27 protein-coding genes and 1 pseudogene are annotated in these 26702 nt (G+C 63.3%); 11 read left to right on the top strand and 17 right to left on the bottom strand.

All coding sequences use genetic code 11. The features are described from left to right. Positions 1-14: 14 nt before the first annotated feature. The gene (locus VC352_RS23435) at positions 15-290 is read right to left on the bottom strand and encodes a YheV family putative zinc ribbon protein (RefSeq protein ID WP_322981906.1); all 276 of its coding nucleotides are present in this window, start codon (positions 288-290) and stop codon (positions 15-17) included. Next, positions 287-2335, bottom strand: coding sequence for an oligopeptidase A (prlC, locus tag VC352_RS23430; protein WP_322981905.1), 2049 nt, complete (start codon positions 2333-2335; stop codon positions 287-289). Before prlC ends, VC352_RS23435 begins: the two co-directional genes overlap by 4 nt. A gap of 120 nt (positions 2336-2455) precedes the next feature. On the opposite strand from prlC, the gene VC352_RS23425 reads away from it, so the two are divergent. The 4 genes from VC352_RS23425 (at position 2456) to VC352_RS23410 (ending at position 5509) form a co-directional block, all read left to right on the top strand. Beyond that, positions 2456-2998 (top strand): gamma carbonic anhydrase family protein, encoded by a 543-nt coding sequence (locus VC352_RS23425; RefSeq protein ID WP_322981904.1) that lies wholly within the window; start codon positions 2456-2458, stop codon positions 2996-2998. Further along, complete coding sequence (locus tag VC352_RS23420) at positions 2995-3495, top strand: GNAT family N-acetyltransferase (RefSeq protein ID WP_322981903.1); 501 nt, start codon at positions 2995-2997, stop codon at positions 3493-3495. Before VC352_RS23425 ends, VC352_RS23420 begins: the two co-directional genes overlap by 4 nt. 335 nt (positions 3496-3830) lie before the next feature. Continuing rightward, a complete protein-coding gene (locus VC352_RS23415) occupies positions 3831-4796 on the top strand; it encodes a hypothetical protein (protein WP_322981902.1) in 966 nt (321 codons plus the stop codon). A gap of 65 nt (positions 4797-4861) precedes the next feature. Next, complete coding sequence (locus VC352_RS23410; protein WP_322981901.1) at positions 4862-5509, top strand: HAD family hydrolase; 648 nt, start codon at positions 4862-4864, stop codon at positions 5507-5509. 93 nt (positions 5510-5602) lie between these two features. Here VC352_RS23410 and VC352_RS23405 read toward each other — a convergent pair whose 3' ends face one another. Continuing rightward, positions 5603-5833, bottom strand: a complete 231-nt coding sequence (locus VC352_RS23405) for a DUF1161 domain-containing protein (RefSeq protein WP_322981900.1) — start codon at positions 5831-5833, stop codon at positions 5603-5605. A gap of 63 nt (positions 5834-5896) precedes the next feature. Continuing rightward, complete coding sequence (locus VC352_RS23400; RefSeq protein WP_322981899.1) at positions 5897-6958, bottom strand: aminopeptidase; 1062 nt, start codon at positions 6956-6958, stop codon at positions 5897-5899. A 112-nt stretch (positions 6959-7070) separates the two neighbouring features. On the opposite strand from VC352_RS23400, the gene VC352_RS23395 reads away from it, so the two are divergent. Further along, positions 7071-7493, top strand: coding sequence for a hypothetical protein (locus tag VC352_RS23395; RefSeq protein WP_322981898.1), 423 nt, complete (start codon positions 7071-7073; stop codon positions 7491-7493). A 22-nt stretch (positions 7494-7515) separates the two neighbouring features. Here VC352_RS23395 and VC352_RS23390 read toward each other — a convergent pair whose 3' ends face one another. After that, on the bottom strand, positions 7516-7941 hold the full coding sequence (locus VC352_RS23390; RefSeq protein ID WP_322981897.1) for an OsmC family protein: 426 nt from the start codon (positions 7939-7941) through the stop codon (positions 7516-7518). 87 nt (positions 7942-8028) lie between these two features. Next, positions 8029-8289, bottom strand: a pseudogene (locus tag VC352_RS23385) (LLM class flavin-dependent oxidoreductase); the annotation flags it as partial. A gap of 286 nt (positions 8290-8575) precedes the next feature. Here VC352_RS23385 and VC352_RS23380 point away from each other — a divergent pair. Together VC352_RS23380 and VC352_RS23375 are read left to right on the top strand one after the other, a co-directional pair. Further along, positions 8576-9547 carry a TAXI family TRAP transporter solute-binding subunit gene (locus VC352_RS23380; RefSeq protein ID WP_322981896.1) on the top strand — a complete coding sequence of 324 codons (972 nt, stop codon included), beginning with the start codon at positions 8576-8578 and terminating at the stop codon, positions 9545-9547. 129 nt (positions 9548-9676) lie between these two features. Beyond that, positions 9677-12226, top strand: a complete 2550-nt coding sequence (locus VC352_RS23375) for a TRAP transporter permease (protein ID WP_322981895.1) — start codon at positions 9677-9679, stop codon at positions 12224-12226. Positions 12227-12286: 60 nt separating this feature from the next. Here VC352_RS23375 and VC352_RS23370 read toward each other — a convergent pair whose 3' ends face one another. The 3 genes from VC352_RS23370 to VC352_RS23360 all read right to left on the bottom strand — a co-directional run bounded on the left by VC352_RS23370 (position 12287) and on the right by VC352_RS23360 (position 15429). Then, on the bottom strand, positions 12287-13411 hold the full coding sequence (locus tag VC352_RS23370) for a PilT/PilU family type 4a pilus ATPase (protein ID WP_416340231.1): 1125 nt from the start codon (positions 13409-13411) through the stop codon (positions 12287-12289). Positions 13412-13550: 139 nt separating this feature from the next. Continuing rightward, positions 13551-14312 carry a TerC family protein gene (locus VC352_RS23365; protein WP_322981893.1) on the bottom strand — a complete coding sequence of 254 codons (762 nt, stop codon included), beginning with the start codon at positions 14310-14312 and terminating at the stop codon, positions 13551-13553. A gap of 247 nt (positions 14313-14559) precedes the next feature. After that, positions 14560-15429 (bottom strand): AEC family transporter, encoded by an 870-nt coding sequence (locus VC352_RS23360; protein WP_322981947.1) that lies wholly within the window; start codon positions 15427-15429, stop codon positions 14560-14562. Positions 15430-15536: 107 nt separating this feature from the next. Between VC352_RS23360 and VC352_RS23355 the strand changes: the two genes are divergently transcribed. Continuing rightward, positions 15537-15941 carry a GFA family protein gene (locus VC352_RS23355; RefSeq protein WP_322981892.1) on the top strand — a complete coding sequence of 135 codons (405 nt, stop codon included), beginning with the start codon at positions 15537-15539 and terminating at the stop codon, positions 15939-15941. Between the two features lie 68 nt (positions 15942-16009). On the opposite strand, the gene VC352_RS23350 is transcribed toward VC352_RS23355, so the two are convergent. The 7 genes from VC352_RS23350 to VC352_RS23320 form a co-directional block, all read right to left on the bottom strand. After that, complete coding sequence (locus tag VC352_RS23350; protein WP_322981891.1) at positions 16010-17965, bottom strand: DUF4105 domain-containing protein; 1956 nt, start codon at positions 17963-17965, stop codon at positions 16010-16012. Next, on the bottom strand, positions 17962-18282 hold the full coding sequence (locus VC352_RS23345; RefSeq protein ID WP_322981890.1) for a DUF2388 domain-containing protein: 321 nt from the start codon (positions 18280-18282) through the stop codon (positions 17962-17964). Before VC352_RS23345 ends, VC352_RS23350 begins: the two co-directional genes overlap by 4 nt. 130 nt (positions 18283-18412) lie before the next feature. Further along, positions 18413-18736, bottom strand: coding sequence for a DUF2388 domain-containing protein (locus VC352_RS23340; protein ID WP_322981889.1), 324 nt, complete (start codon positions 18734-18736; stop codon positions 18413-18415). Positions 18737-19068: 332 nt separating this feature from the next. Next, a complete protein-coding gene (locus VC352_RS23335; protein ID WP_322981888.1) occupies positions 19069-19284 on the bottom strand; it encodes a DUF1127 domain-containing protein in 216 nt (71 codons plus the stop codon). A 356-nt stretch (positions 19285-19640) separates the two neighbouring features. Continuing rightward, on the bottom strand, positions 19641-21077 hold the full coding sequence (locus VC352_RS23330) for an NAD(P)(+) transhydrogenase (Re/Si-specific) subunit beta (RefSeq protein WP_322981887.1): 1437 nt from the start codon (positions 21075-21077) through the stop codon (positions 19641-19643). 2 nt (positions 21078-21079) lie between these two features. After that, positions 21080-21394, bottom strand: coding sequence for an NAD(P) transhydrogenase subunit alpha (locus VC352_RS23325; RefSeq protein WP_037054628.1), 315 nt, complete (start codon positions 21392-21394; stop codon positions 21080-21082). A gap of 11 nt (positions 21395-21405) precedes the next feature. Then, complete coding sequence (locus VC352_RS23320; RefSeq protein WP_322981886.1) at positions 21406-22527, bottom strand: Re/Si-specific NAD(P)(+) transhydrogenase subunit alpha; 1122 nt, start codon at positions 22525-22527, stop codon at positions 21406-21408. Here VC352_RS23320 and VC352_RS23315 point away from each other — a divergent pair. After that, the gene (locus VC352_RS23315; RefSeq protein WP_322981885.1) at positions 22520-22708 is read left to right on the top strand and encodes a hypothetical protein; all 189 of its coding nucleotides are present in this window, start codon (positions 22520-22522) and stop codon (positions 22706-22708) included. The genes VC352_RS23320 and VC352_RS23315 overlap by 8 nt on opposite strands. Before the next feature lie 288 nt (positions 22709-22996). Here VC352_RS23315 and VC352_RS23310 read toward each other — a convergent pair whose 3' ends face one another. Beyond that, the gene (locus VC352_RS23310; protein WP_322981884.1) at positions 22997-23893 is read right to left on the bottom strand and encodes a LysR family transcriptional regulator; all 897 of its coding nucleotides are present in this window, start codon (positions 23891-23893) and stop codon (positions 22997-22999) included. Between the two features lie 181 nt (positions 23894-24074). Here VC352_RS23310 and VC352_RS23305 point away from each other — a divergent pair, with 181 nt between their 5' ends. Continuing rightward, the gene (locus tag VC352_RS23305; RefSeq protein ID WP_322981883.1) at positions 24075-25253 is read left to right on the top strand and encodes an acyl-CoA dehydrogenase; all 1179 of its coding nucleotides are present in this window, start codon (positions 24075-24077) and stop codon (positions 25251-25253) included. A 57-nt stretch (positions 25254-25310) separates the two neighbouring features. Further along, positions 25311-26534: a CaiB/BaiF CoA-transferase family protein gene (locus tag VC352_RS23300; RefSeq protein ID WP_322981882.1), complete on the top strand. Its 1224-nt coding sequence runs from the start codon at positions 25311-25313 to the stop codon at positions 26532-26534. Positions 26535-26702 lie beyond the last annotated feature (168 nt).

The following is a 26702-nucleotide window of genomic DNA, read 5'->3' as shown; positions in this document are numbered from 1 at the left end:
GGCCGGAAGTCGAATTATTCGCTCGGCTTCTTCAGCTTCGGATTGGGAAAGAACTGCACCGCCTGCACATTCGGATTGGCCACCTTGGGTTTCAGCCCACTGACGTTGACCCGAGTCGGCAATTCCTTGGGCACCGAATTGCCATTGGCATCAAGGGTGTCGGCGTAGCCACATTTGACGCATTCGCGGTGTGGCACGCCGTCGACGTTCCACATCTTGATGCTGTCGGTTTCGCTGCACGCCGGGCACACGGCACCGGCGATAAAGCGCTTGGGAGTGATGTCGCTCATGCGGCCTCCTGGCTCAGGCCGAGGTGGCGCAGCAGGGCGTCGATGCTCGGTTCGCGGCCACGGAAGTCGACGAACAGCACCATCGGTGCCTGCGAGCCGCCACGGGCCAGCACGGCTTCGCGGAAGGCGCGGCCGGTTTCCGGGTTGAGCACGCCTTCTTCCTCGAACTTGGAGAAGGCATCGGCGCTGAGCACTTCGGCCCACTTGTAGCTGTAGTAACCCGCCGCATAGCCGCCGGCGAAGATATGCGCGAAGCCGTTGGCGAAGCGGTTGTAGGCCGGCGGACGCAGCACCGACACCTCGCTGCGGATCGCCTCGATCACATCCAGCACGCTGCGGCCGTCGCCGTGGGTGGCGTGCAGTTCGAAGTCGAACAGCGAGAACTCCAGCTGGCGCACCATCATCAGGCCGGACTGGAAGTTCTTCGCCGCCAGCATCTTGTCCAGCATGGCCTGTGGCAGCGCCTCGCCGGTTTCATAGTGGCCGGAGATCAGTGCCAGGCCTTCCGGCTCCCAGCACCAGTTCTCCATGAACTGGCTGGGCAGCTCGACCGCGTCCCAGGCGACACCGTTGATGCCCGATGCGCCGGCATGCTCGACGCGGGTCAGCAGGTGGTGCAGGCCATGGCCGAATTCGTGGAACAGGGTGGTGACCTCATCGTGGGTCAGCAGCGCCGGTTTGCCGCCGACTGGCGGGGTGAAGTTGCACACCAGGTTGGCTACCGGGGCGATCAGCTTGCCATTGGCGTCGCGGCGCTTGTCGCGCGCGCCGTCCATCCACGCGCCGCCGCGCTTGTTGGCGCGGGCGTAGAGGTCGAAGAAGAAGCGGCCGACGTGCTGGCCGTTCTCCTGAATCTCGAACAGGCGCACGTCCGGGTGCCAGGTGTCGAAGTCTTTCAGCTCGCGGATCTCGATGCCGTAGAGCTTCTGCACGATGGCGAACAGGCCGGTGAGCACCTTGTCCACCGGGAACCAGGCGCGCACTTCTTCCTGGGAGATGCTGTAGCGCTGCTGGCGCAGGCGCTCGCTGTAGTAGCCGACGTCCCAGCTTTGCAGGTCATCCAGGCCTTGCTCGGCGGCGAAGGCTTTCAGCTCGGCCAGATCCTGCTCGGCGAAGGGCTTGCTGCGCACCGCCAGGTCACGCAGGAAGCTCAGCACCTGGTCGGTGGATTCGGCCATCTTGCTGGCCAGGCTCAGTTCGCTGTAGTTGGCGAAGCCGAGCAGGCGCGCCAGTTCCTGGCGCAGGTCGAGAATCTCGCTCATCAGCGGGCCGTTGTCGTTCTGCCCGGCATTCGGCCCCTGGTCGGAGGCGCGGGTGCAGTAGGCGGCGTACACCTCTTCGCGCAGGGCGCGGTCGTCGGCGTAGGTCATCACCGCGTAGTAGCTGGGGAATTCCAGGGTGATCAGCCAGCCGTCCAGGCTCTTGGCTTGGGCGGCCTGCTGCATCTGCGCCTTGGCCGAGTCGGTCAGGCCGTTCAGGCTTGCTTCGTCGCTGATGTGCTTGGTCCACGCCTGGGTCGCGTCGAGTAACTGGTTGGAGAATTTGCTGGTCAGCTCGGACAGGCGCATCTGGATTTCGCCGTAGCGCTTCTGCTGCTCGACCGGCAGGTCGATACCGCTCAGGCGGAAGTCACGCAGGGCGTGCTCGAGGATGGTCTTCTGCGCCACATCGAAGCCTTCGGCTGCCGGGCTCTTGGCCAGCGCGTCATAGGCCTCGAACAGCGGCTTGTTCTGGCCCATCTCCGTCCAGTATTCCGACAGTTTGGGCAGGCAGGCCTCATAGGCCGCGCGCAGTTCAGGGCTGTTGCACACCGCGTTGAGGTGGCTCACCGGGCTCCAGGCACGGCCCAGGCGCGCGCCGAGTTCGTCCAGCGCCAGCACCAGGCCGTCCCAGCTCGGATTGGCCTGCTGTTGTTCGAGCAGTTTGGCGATGGCGGCGCGGCTGTCGGCCAGGATCTGGTCGACGGCGGGTTCGACGTGTTCCGGTTTGATCTGCGAATAGGGCGGCAGGTCGAAGTCTTGCAGCAGGGGATTGTTCGCGGTCACGACGAGGCACCTGTGGCGAAGGAAGGAGGGCAACAGCCGGCAAATACCGGGGCGATTGCAGTCGATATGGGGGCCATCTTAATTACAATCAAGCTTTCCCGCAGCCCAGGAGCCTCTATCGTGGCGATTCGCAAATACCAGCAACACCTCCCGCAACTGGGCGCGCGCGTCTTCGTCGACGCTTCCGCCGTGGTCATCGGCGATGTGGTGCTGGGCGAGGACAGCTCGGTCTGGCCGCTGACCGTGATCCGTGGCGACATGCACCGCATCCGTATCGGTGCGCGCACCAGCGTGCAGGACGGCAGCGTGCTGCACATCACTCATGCCGGGCCGTTCAATCCGGACGGCTTCCCGCTGATCATCGGTGACGAAGTGACCGTCGGGCACAAGGTCACCCTGCATGGCTGCATCCTGGGTAACCGCATCCTGGTCGGCATGGGCAGCATCGTCATGGACGGCGCGGTCGTTGAGGATGAGGTGATCATCGGCGCCGGTTCGCTGGTGCCGCCGGGCAAGCGCCTGGAGAGCGGCTACCTGTACGTCGGCAGCCCGGTGAAACAGGCGCGCCCGCTGACCGAAAAGGAGCGCAATTTCTTCAGCTACACCGCCGGCAACTACGTGAAGCTCAAGGATCAGCATCTGGCCGAGGGTTACGACCAATGAGCGACACACTGATCATTCGTCCCATCGAGGCTGCAGATTTCGACCAGGTCTGGCCGATCATCGAAGGCGTGGTGCAGGCGCAGGAAACCTACGCCTTCGACCCGAACATGGATCGCGACACGGCCTGGAAGCTCTGGGTGGAATTGCCACGCGCCACCTTCGTCGCCGAGCAGGATGGGCAGATTCTTGGCACCTACTACATCAAGGCCAACGCCGCCGGGCCGGGCGACCATGTGTGCAACTGCGGATATATAACCGCCCCCGCTGCGCGCGGTCAGGGTATCGCTGGCAGGCTCTGCGCCCATTCGCTGGAGATTGCGCGCGAACTGGGTTTCAGCGCCATGCAGTTCAACAGCGTAGTGGCCACCAATACGGTGGCCGTGGCGCTGTGGCAGAAGCATGGCTTCGAGATAGTCGGCACCCTGCCCAAGGCCTACCGCCACGCGCGGCATGGGTTGGTGGATTGCCATGTGATGTTTCGCAGTCTAGTGGATTGAAGGGGCGGCAAACCGTGCCGATGAGTAGCCTGGCGCCGAACATCGACGCAGTACACCGTAGGGCGGGCTCAGGAGCGAAGCGAACAGCCCGCCGGCCCATGCCAATGGTTTGTACCATGCCCTTCAGGGAATAAACCCTCCCTGTTACCTCCACCATATGGGTACCCATACGGCGTACTGCTTCGCGAGTACACCCTACGGCGCTTCATATAGTCTTCAGGTGTCGTCTGCTGGCGGGCGATACCGCACAGTTCTGCCATTTCGAACTATTGCCCTGCCGGGAGGGTCGGTACTCTCGCGTTCTCGACGGATCTGAACCTCGACAAGGAGTGCCCATGAGCCAAGCCAATCCCTTCGAACCTTTGCCGACAATGGCGACGACCCCCGGTTTGCGTGAGTGGCCCGCGTTGCCCCGTCAGTTCGCATGGGTCGCCGCGCTGGTATGGCTGATCGGCATTGCCAGCACGCTGGTCACCTGGTCTCTATACGACGACCTCGATTACGCCGACCTGTTGCGCCAGATGGCACCGTTCTGGCTGGGACATTTGCTGCTGTCGACGTTGGCCGCATATTGGGCGACATCGATCTACCTGGAGCGGCAGGGCTTGGCGGGCTACCCGCAACCCGCGTTGCTGATGCTGGCTTATGGTTTGGCCTGGCTCGTGGTTTCCTGGGCTCTGGGTTATGCCCTGAGCTTTCTATATATGTGGCTGTACGAGAAAACCGGTTCTTACGGTGCCGGACGCGTGCTCAGTGATGCTCTGTGGTGGCTGGTCGGCCTGGTGCGTTTCGCCGTCGAGGCGCTGTTGACGTTATGGCTGGTGCTGCATCTGTTTCGTCGTAAAGCCAGGCCGGCAGAGGCTGCTTTGCGGGTGTCGGCGACGACCCTGGCCCGGTGTTTCGCCTTGGGCCTGGTGGTGATCAGCCTGCAGTTGAATGCGCTGGTGGTGCGTCTGTTCGGGGGCATGCTGGCGAGCGAGCTGGCCGATGGCTGGTCATTGTTGAGTGCTCTGGTCAGCACCGGCTTGTTCATGCTGGTGACATTCTTCGCGGCGCGTTCGGCGTTACCGGTGCAGGTGCGGGGCTTCAACGGTGGGCGGCTGGCGCTGGCTTGTCTGATCACCTTTGCCCTGTGGTTCGGCAGCGCCGTGCCGGGCGCGATCATCGTACTGGCCACGCTTTGGTTTGGCTTCGCCGGTAGCCTCGTGTTGCTGGGGCTGTTCGCCGTGCTGCAACTGGCGCTGCTTTGGCCGTTCACGCGCCTGGGGTTGCGCTGGGCTTATCGGGCGCAGGCCGCCTGAGCGTGAAGCAGGTGGCAAAGGCGGGTATCCTGCGCGACCGTTCCGGTTACGAATAGGCGCCCGTCATGCAGCATTCCACCCTCCTTTTCGACCTCGATGGCACGCTCACCGACCCGCGTGAGGGCATCACTCGCTCGGTGCAGTACGCCCTGGCCAAGTTGGGCATCGATGAGCCGGATCTGACCGCGCTGGAGCACTTCATCGGCCCGCCCTTGCTGCAGTGCTTCATGAGCACCTACGGGCTGGATGAGGCCACGGGGTGGCAGGCGGTCAATCACTACCGCGAGCGTTTCCGCGTGACCGGGCTGTATGAGAATCGCGTGTTCGAGGGCGTGCCGGCCTTGCTCGACGCGCTGCAGGCGCAGGGTCGCACGCTGTATATCGCCACCAGCAAGCCGACGGTGTTCGCCGCGGAGATCGCCCGGCACTTCGGCTTCGACCGTTACTTCACGCGGATCTACGGCAGTGAGCTGGACGGCACGCGCACCAACAAGGTGGAGTTGCTGGCGCATCTGCTGGAATCAGAAGGGCTGGCGCCCGAGGCGACCTTGATGATCGGTGACCGCAAGCACGATCTGATCGGTGCGCGCAGCAACGGTTTGCAGGCGGTGGCGGTGGGCTATGGCTTTGGCAGCCGCGAGGAGTTGCTCGGCGAGGCGCCGGCCTATCACGTCGAGACGCTGGCAGAACTGCACCAGGCACTGGCCGGTTGAAGGCGCTGTAGGAGCGAGGAGATAAACCTTGTGGGAGGCGCTTCAGCGGCGAGCTTTTGTCGCGGCTAAAGCCCCTCCTACAGGTGGCGGATTTCAGTCGTTCTTCTGGTAGACGATCTTTTTGCTGCCGCCTTCGCAGCTGCCGACCACCATGCTCGGGTCGGTGACTTCGTCTTTGGACACGATCTCCAGGGTGTAGCTGGGGACGTTGTTGGCCTGGATCTTCACTTCGATTTCCTGCTTGAGTTCTTCGCAGGGTTTGGTCGCGGCCAGTGCGCTACCGGCGAGTAGCATCAGGGCCAGGGCGGGGATCAGTCGTTGCATCGCTTGTACCTCCGGTGTTGGGCGAAACCTGAGTAGGTTGGACTGGCAATCTGCCCAGCAGTTCTAGTCGTTTTGCAGCAGGCTTTCCAACCTGGCCTGACGATCTGCGTCCGGGAGCCGACCAAGCTGCGTTACGGCAGCGTAGAACGCGTTCCAATCCCGTCCGTGCTTCTCGAACAACGCAGCAAAAGCCGGCACCCACTGGTCGTACAGGCCGAAGGGCAGCAGCTTGGCGTTGTTCAGCGGGCTGTCGATCCAGGCGTCATAACGGCCCTGGCCGCCCCATTCACGCTGACGCAGCGCCCGATAGTCACGGCGCAGGCGCTCGAATTCGGCCCGCTTGGCCGCGCGCATGTCCTGTTCTGGCAGGCCACTGGCATAGAGTTGGCGCAAGCGCTCGCGGCTGGCCAGTACCAGCTCGACGAACTGCTGGCGCTGGCGATCATCGCTGGCCGGAGGTGTTTCACCTCGCGCCACATGCCACTGACGCAGCCCCTCGCGCTCGACGAAGGTGGCGAAGGATTCGTTGAAGGCGGTGTCGCCGGCCAGGTAGTACTGCTGGTGTGCCAGCTCATGGAAGATCACCGCCACCAGGCGCTCGTCGTTCCAGCGCAGCATGCTGCTGAGCAGCGGGTCGTCGAACCAGCCCAGCGTGGAATAGGCTTCCACGCCGCCGATATAGGTATCCAGGCCCTGTTGACGCAATAGCGCCGCCGCGCCTCGTGCCCGCCCTTGCTGGTAGTAGCCGCGATAGGCGACGCAGCCGGCGATCGGGAAGCAGTGCAGCTTGGGGTCGAGGGAGAACTCCGGGGTGGCGAAGACGTTCCAGACCACGAAGGGTCGATGCAGGTCGGCGTAGAGGCGATAGCTGCGGTTGTCCGGCAGGTGCAGGTGGGCGCTGGCGAAGTCCCGCGCGGTTTGCGACAGGCGCAGTCGTTCGGCCAGCTTCGGGTCGGTGGCAGGGTCGGCGAGCAGGCGCTCGACAGGTTCGCGCGCATGCAGCAGTTGCCACTGGCCCTGGCCGAGATGGGCGTAATAATCCAGGGTCGAGCAGCCGCTTAACAGCAGGGCCAGCAGGGGAACCGCCAGGCGGCGCAGGAAGTCGATAGGGGAGACGTCAGGCATGCACTCACGCTAGCCGATCCGCTCGGCTCGCGCATCGTCTTTTGCGTGCTTCGTCTCGGTTTCGCCGGCCTCCCGGTGTAGGCTGGTGTCTGAACCCTGATCGGAGGTCGCCATGCGCGCCCTGCTATTCGCTCCTGCCCTGATGGTGCTCACTGCCTGCGCTTCGCCCCTGCCCAAACCCGACCCGCAGCAGGCCTGGGTCGAGCTGTATTCCACCGCCGATACCTTGCTGATGGCTGACCGCCTGGATGACAAGCGCTGGCCGGATGGTCGCTACTTCCAGGTCACCCCTGGCGAGCATGAATTGCAGACGCGTTTCCAGTTCGAGGTGCGCAGCGGCGCTACTTTGGGCATGCAGAGCGAGCCGCTGCGCATGACCTGCGAGATCACTCTGCATTACAAGGACTTCGCCCCCGGCCAGCGTTATCGCATCGAGGCCCGGCCGTGGCTGATGAAGGCGCAGGCCTGGCTCTACGATGAACAGCGCAACGTGCTGGCGCGGGGTGAAGTGGAGCGCTGCGGCACGGCGATCTGAGTCACGCGCCGTCGTCATTGATTCAGCTGTCGAGCACGACTTCCAGGGTGATCTTGGCGTTGAGCAGCTTGGAGACCGGGCAGCCGGTCTTGGCGGTTTCCACGGCCTGCTCGAAGGCAGTGCGGTCGGCGCCGGGAATTTTCGCCTGCAGTGACAGGTGCACGGCGCTGATTTCGAAACCGCCGTCGACCTTGTCCAGAGTCACTTCGGCCTTGGTGTCGATGCTTTCGGCGGTCATGCCGGCCTCGCCCAGTTCCTTCGACAGGGCCATGGAGAAGCAGCCTGCGTGAGCCGCGCCGATCAGCTCCTCGGGATTGGTGCCGGGGGCGTTCTCGAAGCGTGTGTTGAAGCCGTAAGGATTGTCCTTGAGGGCGCCGCTCTGGGTGGAGATGGTGCCCTTGCCGTCCTTGATGCCGCCTTGCCAGTGGGCCGATGCTGTCTTCTTCATGCGCGTTCTCCCATTGCTTGATGGCGGGCCGCCCGGCTGGCAGCCCTTGTGCATTGAGAGGGTGCTGGCGCGCACAAGTTCGACGGTTTAGGCGTTTTGCAGCTCGGCGAGGATGTCGAAGGCGTGTAGGCGGTCGGCGAAATCGTACATGTCGCAGGTGAATATCAGCTCGTCCGCTTCGGTCTGCTCCAGCAGCTGTTCCAGACGGCTGCGCACGGTCTGTGGCCCGCCGATGGCGGCCAGGCCGAGGAACTCGCTGACCGCCTGGCGCTCGTGTGGCAGCCACAGGCCTTCCATGCTCGCCACCGGCTTGCGTTGCACCAGGCTCTGGCCACGGATCAGCGCCAGGTCGAGGGTGGAGAGCTTGATGGAGGCCAATCGGCTCATGGGGAGTCTCCTCGTTGCGGGCCGTCCACTGTACGGTTTTGTGCCTTGGGCACCAAGTCGAACGGCTGAAAAGCCCATTGCAGAGCTGTTTTAGCTGGCAGCGCAGGGCGGCCTTACACAAGCGGTTACCAGCCGTTGGCCGCATCAGGGGTGCATTCTCGTCTTGAGCGGTTAGACTTCACGGTTCCCGTCATGTGCCCACGAGGTGCAGGTCGGCTCCACAAAAACAGAAAAAGGAGATTCCCCCATGAAAGGCAAATCCTTGGCATGGGCTCTGTCTGCCGTACTCGCAGGCACCACCCTCGGTGGTATGGCACAGGCTGACGAGAAGTTCGTCACCATCGGCACCGGCGGTCAGACCGGCGTCTATTACGTCGCTGGCCAGTCCATCTGCCGTTTCCTCAACCGTGGCTCGGCTGAGCACGGCATCAAGTGCAACGCACCAGCCAGTGGCGGTGGCGTGGCCAACGTGAATGGCATTCGCAGCGGCGAATTCAACTTCGGCATCATGCAGTCCGACCACCAGTTCAAGGCACTCAAGGGTGCGGCGCCGTTCGAGGCCGAAGGCCCGATGGAGGACATCCGCGCGGTGTTCTCGCTGCAGAGCGAGGTGTTCACCATCCTGTCTCGCCGCGATGCCAACATCAAAAGCTTCGATGACCTCAAGGGCAAGCGCGTCAACATCGGCAACCCCGGTTCCGGTCAGCGTGACACCCTGGAAGAGATCATGGCCGTCAAAGGCTGGGATCGTTCCGCCTTCGCCCTGGCTGCCGAGCTGAAGCCGGCCGAGCAGGCCAGCGCCCTGGGTGACAACAACATCGACGCCATGACCTACTTCGTCGGTCATCCCAACGGTGCGATTCAGGAAGCCACCACCACCACCGACGCCGTTCTGGTACCGGTAACCGGCGCCGAGATCGACAAGCTGCTGGCCGAGAAGACCTACTACACCAAGGCGGACATCCCTGGTGGCCTGTACAAGGGTAACGACCAGCCGACTCCGTCCATCGGCGGCAAGGCCGTGCTGTCCACCAGCGCCAAGGCTGACCCGGAAGTGGTCTACCAACTGGTCAAGTCGGTCTTCGACAACATCGACCGCTTCAAGCGTCTGCACCCGGCATTCGCTGATCTGAAGGAAACCGACATGATCAAGGTCGGTCTGACCGCGCCGCTGCATGAAGGCGCCGTGCGTTACTACAAGGAACGCGGCTGGATGTAAGCCGTGCGGCCCGCCAGCCCCGGTTGGCGGGCACATTGTCCGATTCGCTTCTAGCGTTAGAGAAACCCGCGTGGCGCAGGCCTGCGGGTTTCGCCGTTTTCCGATTCATTCGAATGCAGGTTTCACTCCATGCATGACAAGCAACTGTCCACCGAAGATCTGATCGCCCAGGATGTCGGCGCCCGTATGCCTGCGGGGCCGATGGCGCGTGTCATCGCCGGGCTGGCGCTGCTCTGGTCGCTGTTCCAGTTGTGGATTGCGTCGCCGCTGCCCTTCATCTTCGGCTTCGGCGTGCTCAACGATACCCAGACCCGTGCCATTCACCTGGCCTTCGCCTTGCTGCTGGCGTTTCTCGCCTATCCGGCGTTCAAGCGCTCGCCACGTGACCGCGTGCCGCTGCTGGACATCGCCCTCGGCCTGGTCGCCGCAGCCAGCGCTGCCTATCTGTTCATCTTCTATCAGCAACTGGCGCTACGCCCTGGCAGCCTGACCACGGAAGACCTGATCACCGCCTGTATCGGCATCCCGCTGTTGCTCGAAGCGACCCGCCGCGCGCTTGGTCCGCCGCTGGCGATCATCGCCCTGGTGTTCCTCATCTACAGCCTGGCCGGCCCCTACATGCCGGGCCTGCTGGCGCATCGCGGGGTGAGTTTCCACGCGTTGGCCAACCACCAATGGATCACCACCGAAGGGGTATTCGGTATCGCCCTCGGCGTATCGACCAGCTTCGTGTTCCTCTTCGTGCTGTTCGGTGCGCTGCTCGAGCGCGCTGGCGCCGGGCATTACTTCATCCAGCTGGCTTTCAGCCTGCTCGGCCATTTCCGTGGTGGCCCGGCCAAGGCGGCGGTGCTGGCCTCCGGTCTGACCGGGATGATTTCCGGCTCGTCCATCGCCAACGTGGTGACTACCGGCACCTTCACCATCCCGATGATGAAGCGCACCGGGTTTTCCTCGGAGAAGGCCGGCGCGGTCGAGGTGGCCTCGTCGGTCAACGGTCAGATCATGCCGCCAGTGATGGGCGCTGCGGCCTTCCTGATGGTCGAGTACATCGGCATGCCCTATGTCGAGATCATCAAGCACGCCTTCCTGCCGGCTGCGATTTCCTATATCGCACTGCTCTACATCGTCCATCTGGAAGCGCTCAAGCTCGGCCTGCAACCCATCGGCAGCGCCCAGCCCAAGCCCTGGCTGCGCCGCCTGACCGGCTTCGCCTTCGGTGCGGCGCTGATCAGCGGTATTTCCCTGGCGGTGTATTACGGCCTGGGTTGGCTCAAGCCGGCGCTGGGCGACTATGCCTTGCCGGGCATCGGCGCCTTGCTGGCCGTGGTCTATCTCGGTCTGCTGAAAATCGCCGCCAGCGTGCCGGTGCTGCCAGCCGAAGACCCCAATGCGCCGCTCGAAGAGTTGCCCGAGACGCGCGCCGTGCTGCTTTCCGGCCTGCACTTTCTGCTGCCGGTGGTGGTGCTGGTCTGGTGCCTGATGATCGAGCGCCTGTCGCCCGGTCTGTCGGCGTTCTGGGGCAGCGTGATGCTGGTGATCATTCTGCTCACCCAGCGCCCGCTGCTGAGCTGGATGCGCCAGGATGGCAGCCACGACCACGGCACCTTCAAGGATGGCGTGGTCGACCTGCGTGAAGGCCTGATCGCCGGTGCGCGCAACATGATCGGTATCGGCATCGCCACGGCGGCGGCCGGCATCATCGTCGGTGCGGTGTCGCAGACTGGCGTCGGCCTGGTGCTGGCCGATCTGGTCGAGCTGCTGTCGATGGGCAACCTGCTGCTGATGTTGATGCTGGTGGCGGTGTTCAGCCTGATCCTCGGCATGGGCCTGCCCACCACCGCCAACTACATTGTGGTATCCAGCCTGCTGGCGCCGGTAGTGGTGGCGTTGGGGCAGCAGAACGGGTTGATCGTGCCGTTGATCGCAGTGCACCTGTTCGTCTTCTACTTCGGCATCATGGCCGACGTCACCCCGCCGGTGGGGCTGGCCTCGTTCGCTGCGGCGGCGGTGTCCAAGGGCGACCCGATCAAGACCGGTCTGGTGGCGTTCTTCTACAGCCTGCGTACCGCCGCGCTGCCGTTCCTGTTCATCTTCAACACCGACCTGCTGCTGATCGACGTGGACTTCTGGCACGGCGTGCTGATCTTCATCGTGGCGACCGTCGCCATGCTGATCTTCGCTGCCGGCACCCAGGGCTTCTTCCTGGTGCGCAGCCGCTGGTACGAAAGTGTGCTGTTGCTGTTGGTGGCCTTCAGCCTGTTCCGTCCGGGCTTCTGGATGGACATACTCCACGACCCCTACCGCGACATCCCGCCGGCGCAACTGGCGCAGGCGCTCGACAGCGTCGAGGATGGCAGCTCATTGCGCGTGTGGGTGCGCGGTGAAGACAAGGTGGGCGATCCGCGCGAGTTCGTCGTGCTGCTGCCGGTACCGGCGGGGGTCGATGGCCAGGCGCGCCTCGACAAGCTGGGGCTGATGACCTACGAAGACGGCGACAAGATCCTGATCGACAGCGTTGCCTTTGGCAGCCCGGCCGCCGAAGCCGGCCTTGAGTTCGATCAGCAGATCCTCAGCGTTCGCGCGCCGACCGAGCGTTGGCCCAAGGAGTGGATGTGGCTGCCAGCCTTGCTGCTGTTCTGCCTGATCGTCTGGCTGCAGCGTCGTCGCAAGGAGAGCTGACGCGCCGCGTGTCACTGACAAGGCAGCCTTCGGGCTGCCTTGTTCGTTTCTGCGCTCAGCTCAGCCGTCGCGTAGCACTTTCATCTCGGCATCGTCGGCGGCGAAGCCGCGTTCGAGTTTGAACTTGAGGCTCAGGTCGGTGCGCGAGTCGGCGAACTTCAAGGCTTCGGCCAGGCTGATGCGCCCGGCTTCGAGCAGGCTGAACAGGTGCTGGTCGAAGGTCTGCAGGCCTTGTTCGGCGGCGCGGGCGATGGCTTCGCGTAGTTCCTCCAGCTCGTCGCGCTGGATCAGGTCGCGGATATAGGGCGTGCCGAGCATCAGCTCCACGGCCACCACGCGCTTCTGCGCGATGCCCGGCACCAGGCGCTGACCGACCACGGCCAGCAGGTTGTGCGCGACATCGGCCAGCACCTGTTTGCGCGCCTCGTCGGGGAAGAAGCGGGCGATGCGTTCGATGGCGTGGCTGCTGCTGGTGGCGTGCAGCGTGGCCACGCACAGGTGACCGGTCTCGGCGTAATGCAGGGCGTGCTGCATGGTGGCGGCGTCGCGGATCTCGCCGAGCATGATCACGTCCGGTGCCTCGCGCAGCACGTTACGCAGGGCATCGGCGAAGCTGTGGGTATCCAGGCCCACTTCGCGCTGGTCGATGATCGAGCGCTGGTGGCTGTGGAGAAATTCGATGGGGTCTTCGATGCAGACGATATGCCCGCTGCGGTGGCGGTTACGGAAGTCCAGCATCGCCGCCAGGGTGGTGGACTTGCCCGAACCGGCGGCACCGGTGACCAGAATCAGCCCGCGATCCTGCAGTGCCAGCTTCTCCAGCATCTTCGGCAGGCCGAGCGCCTCGAAGCCGGGAATCTGGCTCTTGATCAGGCGCACCACCATGGCCACTTCGCCGCGCTGGTAGTAGACGTTGACCCGATAACGCCCGGCGCCCTGCAGGCTGACAGCCAGGTTCATTTCCAGATCGCGCTCGAACTCGGCGATCTGCTTCTGGCTCATCAGTTGGTAGGCCAATTGCTGCACTTCACCGGCCTTGAGCACACGCTGGCCGACCGGCTGGCTGTGGCCTTCGACCTTCATGTGTGGCGGCGCGCCGACGCTGAAGAACAGGTCGGAGCCGCCGTGCTGGTGCATCAGTTGCAGATAGGGGAAGACGTCGAGGGTGTCACTGGCATCGCTCATCGGCATGACCCTGTTGAAGATCGAATGCCGGCAAGCATAGTCATCGCCAAGGGCCTTCGTGCTGAGCGTGATCAATGGTCAGCGCGGTACCTACGAAAACGGGGCCTCATGGGCCCCGTTGTCTGGTCAGCTATCGGCCTTACTGGCCGGGAATGTCCTTGCGCAGCTTGACCGGGTCTTCCTTGCGCCCGCGCAGCACGCGCATGCGGATGTTCAGCGCTTCCACGCCGAGCGAGAAGGCCATGGCGAAGTAGACGTAACCCTTGGGCACGTGCACCTCGAAGGCTTCGGCGATGAGCACGGTGCCGACCACCACCAGGAAGGACAGCGCCAGCATCTTCAGCGACGGGTGCTTGTCGATGAAACTGCTGATGGTGCCGGCCGCCAGCATCATCACCAGTACGGCGACGATGATCGCCGCGACCATCACCGGTACGTGGGAGACCATGCCGACGGCGGTGATCACCGAGTCCAGGCTGAACACGATGTCGATGATGGCGATCTGGATGATGGTGCCGATGAAGTTGCGCGCAGCGCCGTTGCCTGCGGTTTGCTCGGCTTCTTCTTCGCCTTCGAGGCTGTGGTACATCTCGGTGCTGCTCTTCCACAGTAGGAACAGGCCGCCGAAGAAGAGGATCAGGTCACGCCCGGAAATGCCCTGGCCGAACAGATTGAACAGGTCGTTGGTCAGGCGCATGATCCAGGTGATCGACAGCAGCAGGCCGATGCGCGTGACCATCGCCAGGGCCAGGCCGAAGAAGCGCGTGCGCGCCTGCATGTGCGGCGGCATACGCCCGACCAGAATGGCGATCATGATGATGTTGTCGATGCCGAGGACGATCTCCAGGGCTGCCAGGGTGAAGAAGGCGACCCAGATTTCCGGGTTGGTGAGCCATTCCATATTCGATTCTCGTAAACGCTGAGGGGAGCCACGCACGGCTGGGCGGCGCATGTTACACGGCTGCTGACGGTTCTTGAATTTTGCGGGTTGGCGGCAGCGACGAGCGGCCGCACGCCAGCGGGGATGAGTGTCAGAAGCGCCTGGGCGTGACCTGTCTTGTTGTTGTCGGTTGCCGCTGCGTTGTGGCGCAGGGCCGCATCATCCTAGATGTGGCCGCTTTCGCACAGCTTTCAGTCGCGGCGCCGTATCAGGGCGCCAGAGCGGCCATCACCAGCAGCAGGCTGCCCGCCGCCAGCAGGGTCTGCAGGGTGATGATGCCGGCCATCAACTGGCTGTCGCCGCCGAGCTGGCGGGTTAGCACGTAGGCAGTGGGCGCAGTGGGCAGGGCGAAGAACAGCACCAGCACGGCGCTTTCCATGGGCGGCAGGCTCAGCCCCCAGGCCACGCCGCAGGCCAGCAGCGGCATGGCCAGCAGGCGCAGGGCGCTGTTCCAGCCCAGCGCGGGAATCTCGCCGCCCAGTTGTTCGGGCTTGAGCGCCGCGCCGACGCAGAGCAGGCCCAGCGGCAGGCTGGCGGCGGCCAGCAGGCTGAGCAAACGGTCGCTGCCGCCGGGCAGGCCGATGCCGGTCAGGTTGAACAGGGCGCCGCCGACACAGGCGAGGATCAGCGGATTCTTGATGATCGGCAGCAACAGGCTGCGCGCGCTGACGCCGCGCTCGGCGGTCAGCGACCACACCGACAACACGTTCACCGTCGGCACCATCAACGCCAGCATCAACGCGGCCAGGGTCAGCCCCGGTTGGCCGAACAGGCTGCCGACGGCTGCCAGGCCGAGATAGGTGTTGAAACGCAGGATGCCCTGGCTAAAAGCGCCGAAGCGCCCGGCTGGCCAGCCGCGTAGACGACGCACCAGCAGCAGGGCGACCCAGGCGAGACCCAGGCCGAGCAGTACGGCCAGGGCCAGACGCGGCAGAGCCGGGTTGTTCAGCGGCGCCTTGGCCAGGCTGGAGAACAGCAGGGCGGGGAACAGGATGAAATAGTTGAGGCGCTCGGCGCCGGGCCAGAAGGCCTCGCTGGGAAACTCGCGTGAGCGCAGCCAGTAGCCGGCAACTATCATGGCGAACAACGGCCACAGGGCCAGCAACAGATCGATCACGGGAACCCCCGGTGGTGGTGAACGCCTATCTTGGGCAGCGGGGCGGGGCAATGCAAGACGGAGGCGGAATGAGCGAGCGTCATGAAGGGGGCTGCCAGTGCGGCGCCTTGCGTTATCGCATCGAGGCGTCGTTGCACGACAGTGCGCATTGCCACTGTTCGATCTGCCGGCGCAGCACGGGCGGCATTCTCACCACCTGGGTCACGGTGCCGCGCCAGGCGTTCCAGTGGTTACGCGGCACGCCGAAGGCGTTCGCCTCGTCGGCCAGTTGCACGCGCTATTTCTGCGGCGACTGTGGCGCGCATCTGGCTCTGTTCACCTCGCTCAGCCCGGATACCTTGGACGTGACCGTGGCCACGCTGGATGAGTCTGAGCAGGCGCCGGCGGATCGGCATATCTGGGTCGGTAGCCGACTGCCCTGGCTGACGGTCGATCCGCTGCTGCCGGAAGAGAACGAAGAGATCATTTTTTAGTCGCTTGATCCGTAGCCCGGATGCAATCCGGGCACTGGGCAGAATGACTTCCCGGATCACTCACGAGGTTAGGGCAATTGCAGCCCGCCGCTGGCCTTGTGCAGCGCGCGCAGGTGTTCGCCTAGGGCCACCAGATTGGCCTCGTTGGCTTCCAGCTCTGCCAGGCGCTCGGGCAGCAGCAGGCTGCGTACCTCGCCATCCAGCTCGTCGCTGAGCTGGCGCAGTTGCTGCTGGCGCTCGCGGCTGCTCGCCTCCAGGTGCTCCCATTCCTGCTGCTGGGGCAGCCCGTAACCGCCTTCGAGCAACTCAGCCGGGCGACTGAGAAAGCCACTGTTGGCGAGTATCTGCTCCAGCGCGACGCCCGCCTTGTTCAGGCTCGGATCGCTTGCCGCGCGGCCGGTCAGGTAGCGGCGCTTGAGTTCGTCCTGAGCCAGCAGCAACTGGCGGCGCAGGGCAGCCTGTTCCAGCAGCAGCAGGGCGGCACTGGCGCGCAGGTCGGCCTGGGCGAACCACTGCTGGCGCTGCTGCGCGGGTTGCTCCAGCCAGGTTTCCACGCTGTCCTGAGTAATCGGCAGGCGCTGACGCAGTACGGCGAACATGGCCAGGTAGCGGTCGCGGAAGGAGTCGAAGCGGTAGCCTAGGCGCAGGGCTTCGCGTGGGTCATCCAGCACCGAGGTGTCGGCCAGGCCGCGCGCCGCCAACAGTTCCAACAGGCCGTTGGGCATGATGCTGTCGAGGGCTTGCAGGCGTGGATTGCCGGTACCGCTGCGCAGCAGCTTGAGCGTCTCGACCGCACAGTTGTTGGAAATGAAGTAGTAGTCGCCGTCGTAGCTCCAGTGCTGCTCGGCCGATCGCGCCACCAGCGCCTCCAGCTCGTCACGCGACAGGCGCAGCGGCACCGAGGCCAAGCTGCGCAGCTCGACCTTGGTGTATTCGTCGATCACCTGCTCCAGCGGTAGGACGAACAGGCGCGAGGGGTAGGCGCCGGTCAGGCCGTCCCAGCTCGACAGTTGCACATCGCCGACGAAGGCGCGGTAGGACAGCACCAGATGCTGGTCGAGATCCAATCGGCAATCCGGGCCACGTGGCCGCCCGGGAGCGCAAATCACCAGGCGCAACATGCTGTGGCCCCAGCGGCTCATCCAGGCGTCGTTGGCTTCGGCCAACAGGTAGTCCACCGCGTAGACCCGCTCGGGGTCGATGCGCTCCAGCGGTTGGCGAGCGAAGTCGCGCCCGGCATTGAGATAGGCGTAGCCCTCGGCACAGGGCTGGCCCGGCGGCGCCCAGTCGAAATGTTCGCGGAAATAACCCGCCAGCGACGGGCGGCGGCAGGCATAGCTGGGGTCGAGCAGGAAGTATTCGAGGTTGACCGCGACGAACTCCAGCGGGTTGCTCAGCTCGTAGCTGTCCGGGCTGCGGGCGACCTGGCCGTTGTCATGATCGCGGGCGCCGCGTTGGCCGACTCGTTGTGGCCAGCCGGCCAGGTCGAGCAGGCGTGGATCGTCGCTGAGGGTGAAGCGGCGTTCGGTCTGCCCGCGGCACTCGCCCGGCAGGCCGACCAGCCCTGTGGATTGGGCGCGTTGCCGGCATTGGCTGATCTGCCGGCGCTGCGCGGCAGGCCAGAGCCGGGCGCGGTCATACAGGTGGGTCAGTTCATGGAGCAGCGTGGCAAGCAGTTCACGACGTTGGCTGCCGTGTGCTCGCCCTGTCAGGTTGTGCGCTGCCGAGCCGTCGACCAGCGCGGGTAGCAGGCTGGCGTTGAGCTCGATACCGGTGGTGCGACCAACCTGGCCGTATACAGCGACGTCGAGGCCTTCCTGCCAGCGTACTGGCACCGTGCGGTTGAGGCGTTCGACGAAGACTGGCGGTAAGGCCGCCCGCGCTTCGTCGAGCAGGGCCTGGCTGGCCTGGCGCTCGGCCTCGTTCAGGCCGTGGCTATCCAGTTCCAGCCTGAGTGCCGCCTGGGCATGGGCCGTAGCCAGGGTCAGCAGCGCTGCCCAGCACCAGGCGGCGAGGCGAATCACAGCGCGAGAATGGCTTCGGCCAGTTGCAGGTCGGTGGCTGTCTGGGCTTCGGGCAGTTGCTGGCGCAGGGTCTGCAGCGCCGCTTCGAGCTGGGCACCGCGAATTTCACCGGAGCTGGCGACGAAGCTGGCCGCGTCCTCGCGGGCCTGGGTCACCACCTTCATGTCGCGTATCGAGGTGGTGGTGTCCGAGGTGAAGTTGATGCTGCGATCCAGGGCACGCACCACGATGTTGCTGGTGGCGACCACGGTTTGCGCCTGGGTGAAGGCGCTGAACAGGGCGCAGACGGTGGCGGCGGCGATAAGCGAGCGACGCATGGGATGACTCCGGAGAACGACGATTGAGAGCTTGGACGAAGCGGTCGATGGGCAGTTCCGTGGCGCCGTGTGCTTCGTCAACGGGCGCTAAGGCTAGCGGAATCGCCGTGCAGGGCCAAGCCGATGTCGATCAGCTTCCGGGCCGCGCCAGAATGGCTTCGGCGAGTTGCGCATCGCTGGCATCCGGGTGACGTGGCCGCAGCACTTGCAGAGCTGCTTCGAGGCGTGCGCCACGCAGGCTGCCGGCGCTGGCAACGAAACTGGCGGCATCGTCACGCGCGGCGCGTACCACCTTGGCATCGCGCAGGGAGCTGGTTGCGTCGGAGAGGCTGTCGACCGTACCGGCAGCGGCGCCCAGCAGGGTGTCGGTGGTGGCCACCAGGCTGCTGGCATGCGCGCCGCTTGCCAGGCCCAGAGTCGTCAAAAGGGCGATCAGGGATTTCTTCAGGTGCATGAGGCTGTACTCCGGGAAACGGGCCCCAGTGGCCCGCGGCCGCAGCTTAGCCCAGTACGGCAGGTGGCTGCATTGCTGGCGCTGCGCCAGAGCGGCACAGGAATGCATCGCGGTGTTCGCTCTAGACAGGAAGTGGCGAGCATCGCCGAGCGAGCGGACAGGATTTACGGGCAGATACAAAGAGGGACGAAGACGCGTATCCAATCCAGCAGTGATGGTCACTGTACTGGCGGATGGCGAAATTGCAGGGCGCAGATAAAACGAAAGCCCCACCGCAGCAGAGACGGTGGAGCTCTCAGAAGATCCCAGATGGGATGGAGCAAAGCGGTGTATCAGCGCCAGAACGGCTTTTGCAGTTCGCTGTAACGCTGATTTTCGCTGATGCCAGCGTCTGCCAGCAGGCGAGCATCCAGTCGAGCCAGTTGACGGCGGCTGACGATGCGGCGCTGCCACAGGGTGAGAGTGGCGATCAGGCGAAGCGGCCAGGGGGATTTGTCACTGGCAACACTGTGAGTTTGGAGCAGGGCGGAACTGAGGGTACGTTCCATGGTGGTCTTCCTTCCGCTTGTGGCGGGGTGTGTTTGCTGTCGATGGGCAAATTATCCCGAGCGGGCGCTGAACCCAGTAGTCACAGATGGAGAAAATTGTTGTGCTATTAGATAGGTTGCTTTGTAACTGTGTTGCCATTAATTGGACTATCTGTACTGGTGATAAGTGAAAAGACTGGGTGCAACCGTTATTGGCAGTGTTTTTAACTGGGTGCAACCCATAAAATATGGTCTTTCGAGCAGTACAGTTTGAAATTGATCGGTTGTTGTTTTTGACCTGTGAATCAATTTTTTCTGAGATATCGGGCACAAAAAACCCGGCTCTAGGCCGGGTTTCCTGTCGGGGTGGTCAGCGTTTATTCGACGGCCTTGACCATGTCCTCGATCACCTTCTTGGCGTCGCCGAAGACCATCATGGTTTTGTCCATGTAGAACAGTTCGTTGTCCAGGCCGGCGTAACCGCTGGCCATCGAGCGCTTGTTGACGATCACGGTCTTGGCTTTGTAGGCCTCGAGGATCGGCATGCCGGCGATCGGCGACTTCGGATCGTTCTTCGCGGCCGGGTTGACCACGTCGTTGGCGCCGAGCACCAGCACCACGTCGGTCTGGCCGAACTCGGAGTTGATGTCTTCCATCTCGAACACCTGCTCGTACGGCACTTCGGCCTCGGCCAGCAGCACGTTCATGTGGCCGGGCATACGGCCGGCGACCGGGTGGATCGCATACTTCACGGTGACGCCGCGGTGGGTCAGCTTCTCGGCCAGTTCCATCAGTGCGTGCTGGGCGCGGGCCACGGCCAGGCCGTAACCGGGGACGATGACCACGGTATCGGCATTGGTCAGCAGGAAGGCGGCGTCGTCGGAAGAACCCGACTTGACGTTGCGCTCCTGTTGCGCGCCCGCCGGGCCGCCAGCATCGGCATTGGCGCCGAAGCCACCGAGGATGACGTTGAAGAACGAGCGGTTCATCGCCTTGCACATGATGTACGAGAGGATGGCGCCCGAAGAGCCCACCAGCGAGCCGGCGACGATCAGCATCGAGTTGTTCAGCGAGAAGCCGATACCGGCCGCCGCCCAGCCCGAGTAGCTGTTGAGCATCGACACCACTACCGGCATGTCGGCACCCCCGATAGGGATGATGATCAGCACGCCGATGATGAAGGCCAGTGCGACCACGATGGCGAAGGCGCGGATGTCACCGGTGAAGGTGAAATACAGACCCAGTGCCACAATGGCCAGACCGACCACCAGGTTGACCATGTGCTGGCCCTTGAAGACCACCGGGGCGCCCTGGAACAGACGGAACTTGTACTTGCCGGACAGCTTGCCGAAGGCGATGACCGAACCGGAGAAGGTGATAGCGCCGATGGCGGCACCGAGGAACAGCTCCAGGCGGTTGCCGGAAGGGATGGCATCACCCAGTGCGGCGACGATACCCAGCGACTGCGGCTCGACGACAGCGGCAATGGCGATGAACACGGCAGCCAGGCCGATCATGCTGTGCATGAAAGCGACCAGTTCCGGCATCTTGGTCATCTCGACGCGCTTGGCCATGATCGAGCCCGCGGTACCACCGACCAGCAGACCGACGATGACGAAGCCGATGCCCTGCACGGCCAGTTCGGCGCCGAGCTTGTAGATCAGGCCGACAGTGGTGGCCACTGCCAGTGCCATGCCGACCATGCCGAACAGGTTGCCGCGTCGCGACGTGGTCGGGTGCGACAGACCCTTGAGCGCCTGGATGAAGCACACCGAGGCGACGAGGTAGAGAACAGTGATCAGGTTCATGCTCATGGTCAGTGTTTCTCCACAGGCGCTTTCGGCGCTTTCTTCTTGAACATTTCCAGCATGCGTCGGGTAACCAGGAAGCCACCGAACACGTTCACCGCCGCCAGCGCCACGGCCAGGGTGCCCATGGCCTTGCCCAGCGGAGTGACGGTGAGCGCGGCGGCCAGCATGGCGCCGACGATGACGATGGCGGAAATGGCGTTGGTCACGGCCATCAGTGGGGTGTGCAGGGCCGGTGTGACGTTCCACACCACGTGATAGCCGACATAGATGGCCAGCACGAAGATGATCAGGTTGTAGATACCGTCGGAAATCAGATCCATGTCCCTACTCCTTAGCCGTTCTTGCGCACGACTTCGCCGGCATTGCACATCAGGCAGGCCGCGACGATGTCGTCTTCGAGGTTGAGCTGGAACTGGCCTTCCTTGTCGATCACGAGCTTGAGGAAGTCCAGCAGGTTGCGTGCGTACAGTGCCGAGGCGTCTGCCGGTACCAGTGCGGCCAGATTGGTGTGGCCGACGAAGGTGACGCCGTGCTTGATCACCACCTGATCGGCTTCGGTCAGCGGGCAGTTGCCACCTTGGGCCGCCGCCAGGTCGATGACCACGGAGCCGGGCTTCATCTCTCGCACGGTCGCCTCATGCAGCAGGGTCGGTGCCTTGCGGCCCGGAATCAGCGCAGTGGTGATGACGATATCGGCCTGTTTGGCGCGTTCGTGCACGGCCTTGGCCTGGCGCTCCATCCAGGACTGCGGCATCGGTCGGGCATAGCCGCCCACGCCCTGAGCGCATTCGCGCTCCTCATCGGTCTCGAAGGGAACGTCGACGAACTTGGCGCCGAGCGACTCGATCTGCTCCTTAACCGCAGGACGCACATCGGAAGCTTCGATCACTGCACCCAGGCGCTTGGCCGTGGCGATGGCCTGCAGGCCGGCAACGCCAGCGCCGAGAATCAGCACGCGCGCGGCCTTCACGGTACCGGCAGCGGTCATCAGCATCGGCATGAAGCGCGGGTAGTGGTTGGCGGCGAGCATGACGGCCTTGTAGCCGGCGATGTTGGCCTGCGAGCTCAGCACGTCCAGGCTCTGCGCGCGGGAGGTACGTGGTGCGGCTTCCAGGGCAAAGGCAGTGATGCCACGGGCATTCATGCGCGCAATGGTGTCGTTGCAGAACGGGTTGAGCATGCCGACCAGCACAGCGCCGGTTTTCATGTGCGCCAGTTCTGCATCGGTCGGTGCGACCACCTTCAGCACCAGATCCGCGCCGAGTGCGGCGGAGTCGTTGCCAATGGTGGCGCCAGCAGCTTCATAGGCGCTGTCCGGGATGCTGGCACTAATACCTGCACCGGCCTGGACGGTCACCTGGTGGCCCTGGCCAACCAGCTTCTTGACGGTCTCGGGCGTCGCGGCTACCCGCGTCTCCCCAGCATGGGTTTCGAGAGGAACACCAATGTGCACTTCTAATCTCCTGCGTGATCTTTTTGGTGAACCGGTGCACTGCGCTGGCGCACTGGCGATTGGGGATCAGCACAAAACCTGCCGGATGATGGCGGGCGCGGCGATTGTGCAATCGAATGCAGACCCTTACAAGAAGTTATGGAGTAAAAAAAATGGATTACTACAAGTAATGGGTCTATGAGAGATTTTTATACTGCGTGCAGGCCGCGTCATTTCTGAGGGAGAGGCTGGTTTCACAGGCCTTAGCGCGTTTTTATCATTCATCAGGCGAATGACCGTTGGTCGCATCGGCACAAGTGTGAAGAGTTGCGAACGGGAGCGTTCGAAATAGTGGAATGCCCCGAAAGTACTGGGTTGGCGCGGATTGACTGGAAGATGGCGTTGTAGTGTGACCCTTGCGTCGCTACTAGTCGCATGATGGTCTGTTTTTTGTTGTCTGTTTTGGTTTTGGTCGCGCCTGCCTGTTATTTCACTCGCTACGATAGGCCGCTGCCTGCAGCAGCAGCCAGTCACGAAAGGCCTTGAGTGCCGTGGATTCGGCCTTCCGCTCCGGCACCATCAGGTAGTAGGCGCGGTCGTTGTGGGGAACGGCGCGATCGAGCGCGACGACCAGGCTGCCGTCTTGCAGCTCGCGCTGAATCAGAAACGGCGGGATCAGAGCGACGCCCATCTCGTGCTGTGCTGCCTGTGCCAGCATGGAGAACAGTTCCAGGCGCGGGCCGGTCATATCGCGCGCAACGCTCATGCCTTGGGCGGCGAACCATTGGCGCCAGGCATAGGGGCGAGTGGTTTGCTGCAGCAGAGGAAGTGTTGCGATGCGTTCGGCATCGACCGGGGTATCGCCCAGCAGTGTTGGGCTGCAAACCGGTAGCAGGTGTTCATGCATGAGGAAGTGCGCTTCGGTACCTGACCACTCGGCATCGCCGTAATAAATAGCCGCATCGAAGTGAGTGTCGGCGAACAGGAAGGGGCGTGTACGGTTGGTCAGATGCACTGTCACTTCCGGGTGCAACTGCTGGAAAGTCCGCAAGCGCGGCAGCAGCCACTGCGTACCAAAGGTCGGTACGACAGCCAGTTCGATACTGCTGGTGCCCTGGTTGCCCATCAGCGCCAGGGTATCTCGCTCTACTGCATCGAGCTGCGCGGCCACCTTGCGGCTGTAGGCGACGCCCGCTTCGGTCAATACGACGCCGCGCCGTGAACGGCGGAATAGCTCGACATTGAGAAAGCTTTCCAGCCCGCCGATCTGCCGGCAGATCGCGCTTTGCGTCAGGCTCAGTTCATCAGCTGCCTTGGTGAAGCTCTGGTGGCGAGCGGCCGACTCGAAGGCTACCAGGGCGGCGGTGCTGGGGATCTTGCGGCGCATTTGTGCGAAAGCCTCATTCAGCGATGTTCTATTCAGGCAGTTAAGCTATCTCGAAGTGATAAAAAAGCACAGGTCTGTGCGAATTCTGCGTTTGTCCTGTCTCCACAGTGGGCCTAGGATCAATGCCATTCCTGGGTCGACTGGCTCGACCGCTCATTCACCTGTTTCGAGGGTTCTCGCGATGGCCAAGGCAAGCTTCAACTGGATCGACCCGCTGCTGCTGGATCAGCAACTGACGGAAGAAGAGCGCATGGTGCGTGACAGTGCGCAACAGTTCGCTGACGACAAGCTGGCGCCGCGCGTGCTGGAAGCCTTCCGTCACGAGCAGACCGATCCGAAGATCTTCCGCGAGATGGGCGAAACCGGCCTGCTTGGCGCCACCATCCCCGAAGCCTACGGTGGCAGTGGTCTGAACTACGTGTGCTATGGCCTGATCGCCCGTGAGGTGGAGCGTATCGATTCCGGCTACCGCTCGATGATGAGCGTGCAGTCCTCCCTGGTGATGGTGCCGATCAACGAGTTCGGTAACGAGGCGACCAAGCAGAAGTACCTGCCCAAACTGGCCAGCGGCGAGTACATCGGCTGCTTCGGTCTGACCGAGCCGAACCACGGTTCCGATCCCGGTTCCATGGTCACGCGTGCCAAGAAGGTCGAAGGCGGCTATCGCCTGACCGGCAGCAAGATGTGGATCACCAACAGCCCCATTGCCGATGTATTCGTGGTCTGGGCCAAGGACGATGCCGGCGAGATTCGAGGCTTCGTCCTGGAAAAAGGCTGGCAAGGCCTCTCCGCTCCGGCGATTCACGGCAAGGTTGGCTTGCGTGCGTCGATCACTGGTGAAATCGTCATGGACAACGTGTTCTGCCCTGAAGAGAACGCCTTCCCGGACGTCCGCGGCCTGCGTGGCCCGTTCACCTGCCTGAACTCGGCCCGTTACGGCATCAGTTGGGGCGCATTGGGCGCCGCTGAGTTCTGCTGGCACACCGCACGTCAGTATGTGCTCGACCGCAATCAATTCGGTCGCCCTCTGGCGGCCAACCAGCTGATCCAGAAGAAGCTGGCCGACATGCAGACCGAGATTACCCTGGCCCTGCAAGGTTGCCTGCGTCTCGGTCGGATGAAGGACGAGGGTACCGCTGCTGTGGAGATCACCTCGATCATGAAGCGCAACAGCTGTGGCAAGGCATTGGATGTCGCACGCATGGCGCGCGATATGCTCGGCGGCAATGGCATCAGCGACGAATTCGGTATCGCCCGGCATCTGGTCAACCTCGAGGTGGTCAACACCTACGAGGGCACCCACGACGTGCACGCGCTCATCCTGGGTCGTGCGCAGACCGGTATCCAGGCGTTCTTCTAAGTCGTTACGTCTCTCATTGATCCAGGGTGCGCCTGACGCACCCTGCGGAGAATCTCCATGTCCGGTGCCTTGTCCCATATCCGTGTGCTCGATCTTTCTCGCGTACTCGCCGGCCCCTGGTGTGGGCAGATCCTCGGCGATCTCGGTGCCGATGTGATCAAGGTCGAGCGGCCGGGAACCGGTGACGACACTCGGCACTGGGGGCCTCCTTATATAAAGGACGCCGAGGGTAACGATTCGCGCGAGGCGGCTTACTTCCAGAGCGCCAACCGCAACAAGCAGTCACTGACCTTGGATTTCACCCAGCCCGAGGGGCAGCGCCTGGTGCGTGAACTGGTCGCCCAATGCGATGTGCTGCTGGAAAACTTCAAGGTGGGTGGTCTGGCCGCCTATGGCCTCGACTACGAGTCGCTGAAGGCGATCAATCCGCGCCTGATCTACTGCTCCATTACAGGGTTCGGTCAGACCGGCCCATACGCCAAGCGTGCCGGCTACGATTTCATGATCCAGGGGCTGGGTGGCTTGATGAGTCTGACTGGTCGGCCGGAAGGGGAGGAGGGCGCCGGGCCGGTGAAGGTCGGGGTGGCGCTGACCGATATTCTCACCGGCCTGTACGCGACCGTGGGGGTATTGGCTGCGTTGAATCAGCGTGAGCAGTCCGGCGTTGGTCAGCATATCGATGTGGCCTTGCTCGATGTGCAGGTCGCCTGCCTGGCCAATCAGGCCATGAATTACCTGGCAACCGGTGTATCGCCCAAGCGTCTGGGTAATGCGCATCCTAATATCGTCCCCTACCAGGACTTCCCCAGCGCGGATGGCAATTTCATCCTGGCCGTGGGGAATGATGGGCAGTTCCGCAAGTTCTGCGAGGTGGCGGGTATCGCCGGTCTTGCCGATGATCCGCGCTATGCCACCAACAAGGCGCGCGTGGCCAATCGGGCCGAATTGATCCCGCAACTTCGTCAGGTCACCGTCTTCAAGACAACGGCGCAGTGGGTGGAGCTGTTGGAGCAGGCTGGAGTGCCCTGCGGGCCGATCAATGATCTGCAGCAGGTGTTTGCCGATCCTCAGGTGTTGGCGCGTGGTCTGCGTCTCGATCTGCCCAACGGTCTGGGCAGTGATACGCCTCAGGTCGCCAGCCCGCTACGCCTGTCTGCGACACCTGTAGTCTATCGCTCGGCACCGCCGCTGCTGGGTGAACACACCGATGCCCTGCTGCAGCGCTTGCTGGGGGTGAGCGAAGAGGCAATTGTCGAGTTACGTACGGCAGGGGTGATCTGAGCGTTTTGCCCTCTATATATAGGAGGCGGGAAGACGGCTGATCCGATATGCGCAACTTTTTGCATATCAGGGGTTTACAGCTCGTTCTGGTGATGTAGAATGCGCGCCACTTCAGCGATGAAGCGCTTCAAAAACTTCTTGTTAATCAATAAGTTAAGTTGAATGAAG

Source organism: Pseudomonas sp. C11 (genome assembly GCF_034683865.1).
In the GTDB taxonomy this organism is placed as follows: domain Bacteria; phylum Pseudomonadota; class Gammaproteobacteria; order Pseudomonadales; family Pseudomonadaceae; genus Aquipseudomonas.
Note: the sequence above shows the minus strand (reverse complement) of the source record. Positions and strands in the feature narration are given on the sequence as shown.

Excerpts from the sequence above, each read along its gene's own strand:
- VC352_RS23335 (WP_322981888.1), bottom strand. The coding sequence starts at position 19,284 with ATGGAACGTACCCTCAGTTCCGCCCTGCTCCAAACTCACAGTGTTGCC.
- VC352_RS23410 (WP_322981901.1), top strand. The coding sequence starts at position 4,862 with ATGCAGCATTCCACCCTCCTTTTCGACCTCGATGGCACGCTCACCGAC.
- VC352_RS23305 (WP_322981883.1), top strand. The coding sequence starts at position 24,075 with ATGGCCAAGGCAAGCTTCAACTGGATCGACCCGCTGCTGCTGGATCAG.
- VC352_RS23325 (WP_037054628.1), bottom strand. The coding sequence starts at position 21,394 with ATGGATCTGATTTCCGACGGTATCTACAACCTGATCATCTTCGTGCTG.
- VC352_RS23420 (WP_322981903.1), top strand. The coding sequence starts at position 2,995 with ATGAGCGACACACTGATCATTCGTCCCATCGAGGCTGCAGATTTCGAC.
- VC352_RS23435 (WP_322981906.1), bottom strand. The coding sequence starts at position 290 with ATGAGCGACATCACTCCCAAGCGCTTTATCGCCGGTGCCGTGTGCCCG.
- VC352_RS23415 (WP_322981902.1), top strand. The coding sequence starts at position 3,831 with ATGAGCCAAGCCAATCCCTTCGAACCTTTGCCGACAATGGCGACGACC.
- VC352_RS23365 (WP_322981893.1), bottom strand. The coding sequence starts at position 14,312 with ATGGAATGGCTCACCAACCCGGAAATCTGGGTCGCCTTCTTCACCCTG.
- VC352_RS23390 (WP_322981897.1), bottom strand. The coding sequence starts at position 7,941 with ATGAAGAAGACAGCATCGGCCCACTGGCAAGGCGGCATCAAGGACGGC.
- VC352_RS23360 (WP_322981947.1), bottom strand. The coding sequence starts at position 15,429 with ATGATAGTTGCCGGCTACTGGCTGCGCTCACGCGAGTTTCCCAGCGAG.
- VC352_RS23340 (WP_322981889.1), bottom strand. The coding sequence starts at position 18,736 with ATGCACCTGAAGAAATCCCTGATCGCCCTTTTGACGACTCTGGGCCTG.
- VC352_RS23395 (WP_322981898.1), top strand. The coding sequence starts at position 7,071 with ATGCGCGCCCTGCTATTCGCTCCTGCCCTGATGGTGCTCACTGCCTGC.
- VC352_RS23400 (WP_322981899.1), bottom strand. The coding sequence starts at position 6,958 with ATGCCTGACGTCTCCCCTATCGACTTCCTGCGCCGCCTGGCGGTTCCC.
- VC352_RS23310 (WP_322981884.1), bottom strand. The coding sequence starts at position 23,893 with ATGCGCCGCAAGATCCCCAGCACCGCCGCCCTGGTAGCCTTCGAGTCG.
- VC352_RS23355 (WP_322981892.1), top strand. The coding sequence starts at position 15,537 with ATGAGCGAGCGTCATGAAGGGGGCTGCCAGTGCGGCGCCTTGCGTTAT.
- VC352_RS23405 (WP_322981900.1), bottom strand. The coding sequence starts at position 5,833 with ATGCAACGACTGATCCCCGCCCTGGCCCTGATGCTACTCGCCGGTAGC.
- VC352_RS23330 (WP_322981887.1), bottom strand. The coding sequence starts at position 21,077 with ATGAGCATGAACCTGATCACTGTTCTCTACCTCGTCGCCTCGGTGTGC.
- VC352_RS23345 (WP_322981890.1), bottom strand. The coding sequence starts at position 18,282 with ATGCGTCGCTCGCTTATCGCCGCCGCCACCGTCTGCGCCCTGTTCAGC.
- VC352_RS23300 (WP_322981882.1), top strand. The coding sequence starts at position 25,311 with ATGTCCGGTGCCTTGTCCCATATCCGTGTGCTCGATCTTTCTCGCGTA.
- VC352_RS23370 (WP_416340231.1), bottom strand. The coding sequence starts at position 13,411 with ATGAGCGATGCCAGTGACACCCTCGACGTCTTCCCCTATCTGCAACTG.
- VC352_RS23315 (WP_322981885.1), top strand. The coding sequence starts at position 22,520 with ATGTGCACTTCTAATCTCCTGCGTGATCTTTTTGGTGAACCGGTGCAC.
- VC352_RS23375 (WP_322981895.1), top strand. The coding sequence starts at position 9,677 with ATGCATGACAAGCAACTGTCCACCGAAGATCTGATCGCCCAGGATGTC.
- VC352_RS23380 (WP_322981896.1), top strand. The coding sequence starts at position 8,576 with ATGAAAGGCAAATCCTTGGCATGGGCTCTGTCTGCCGTACTCGCAGGC.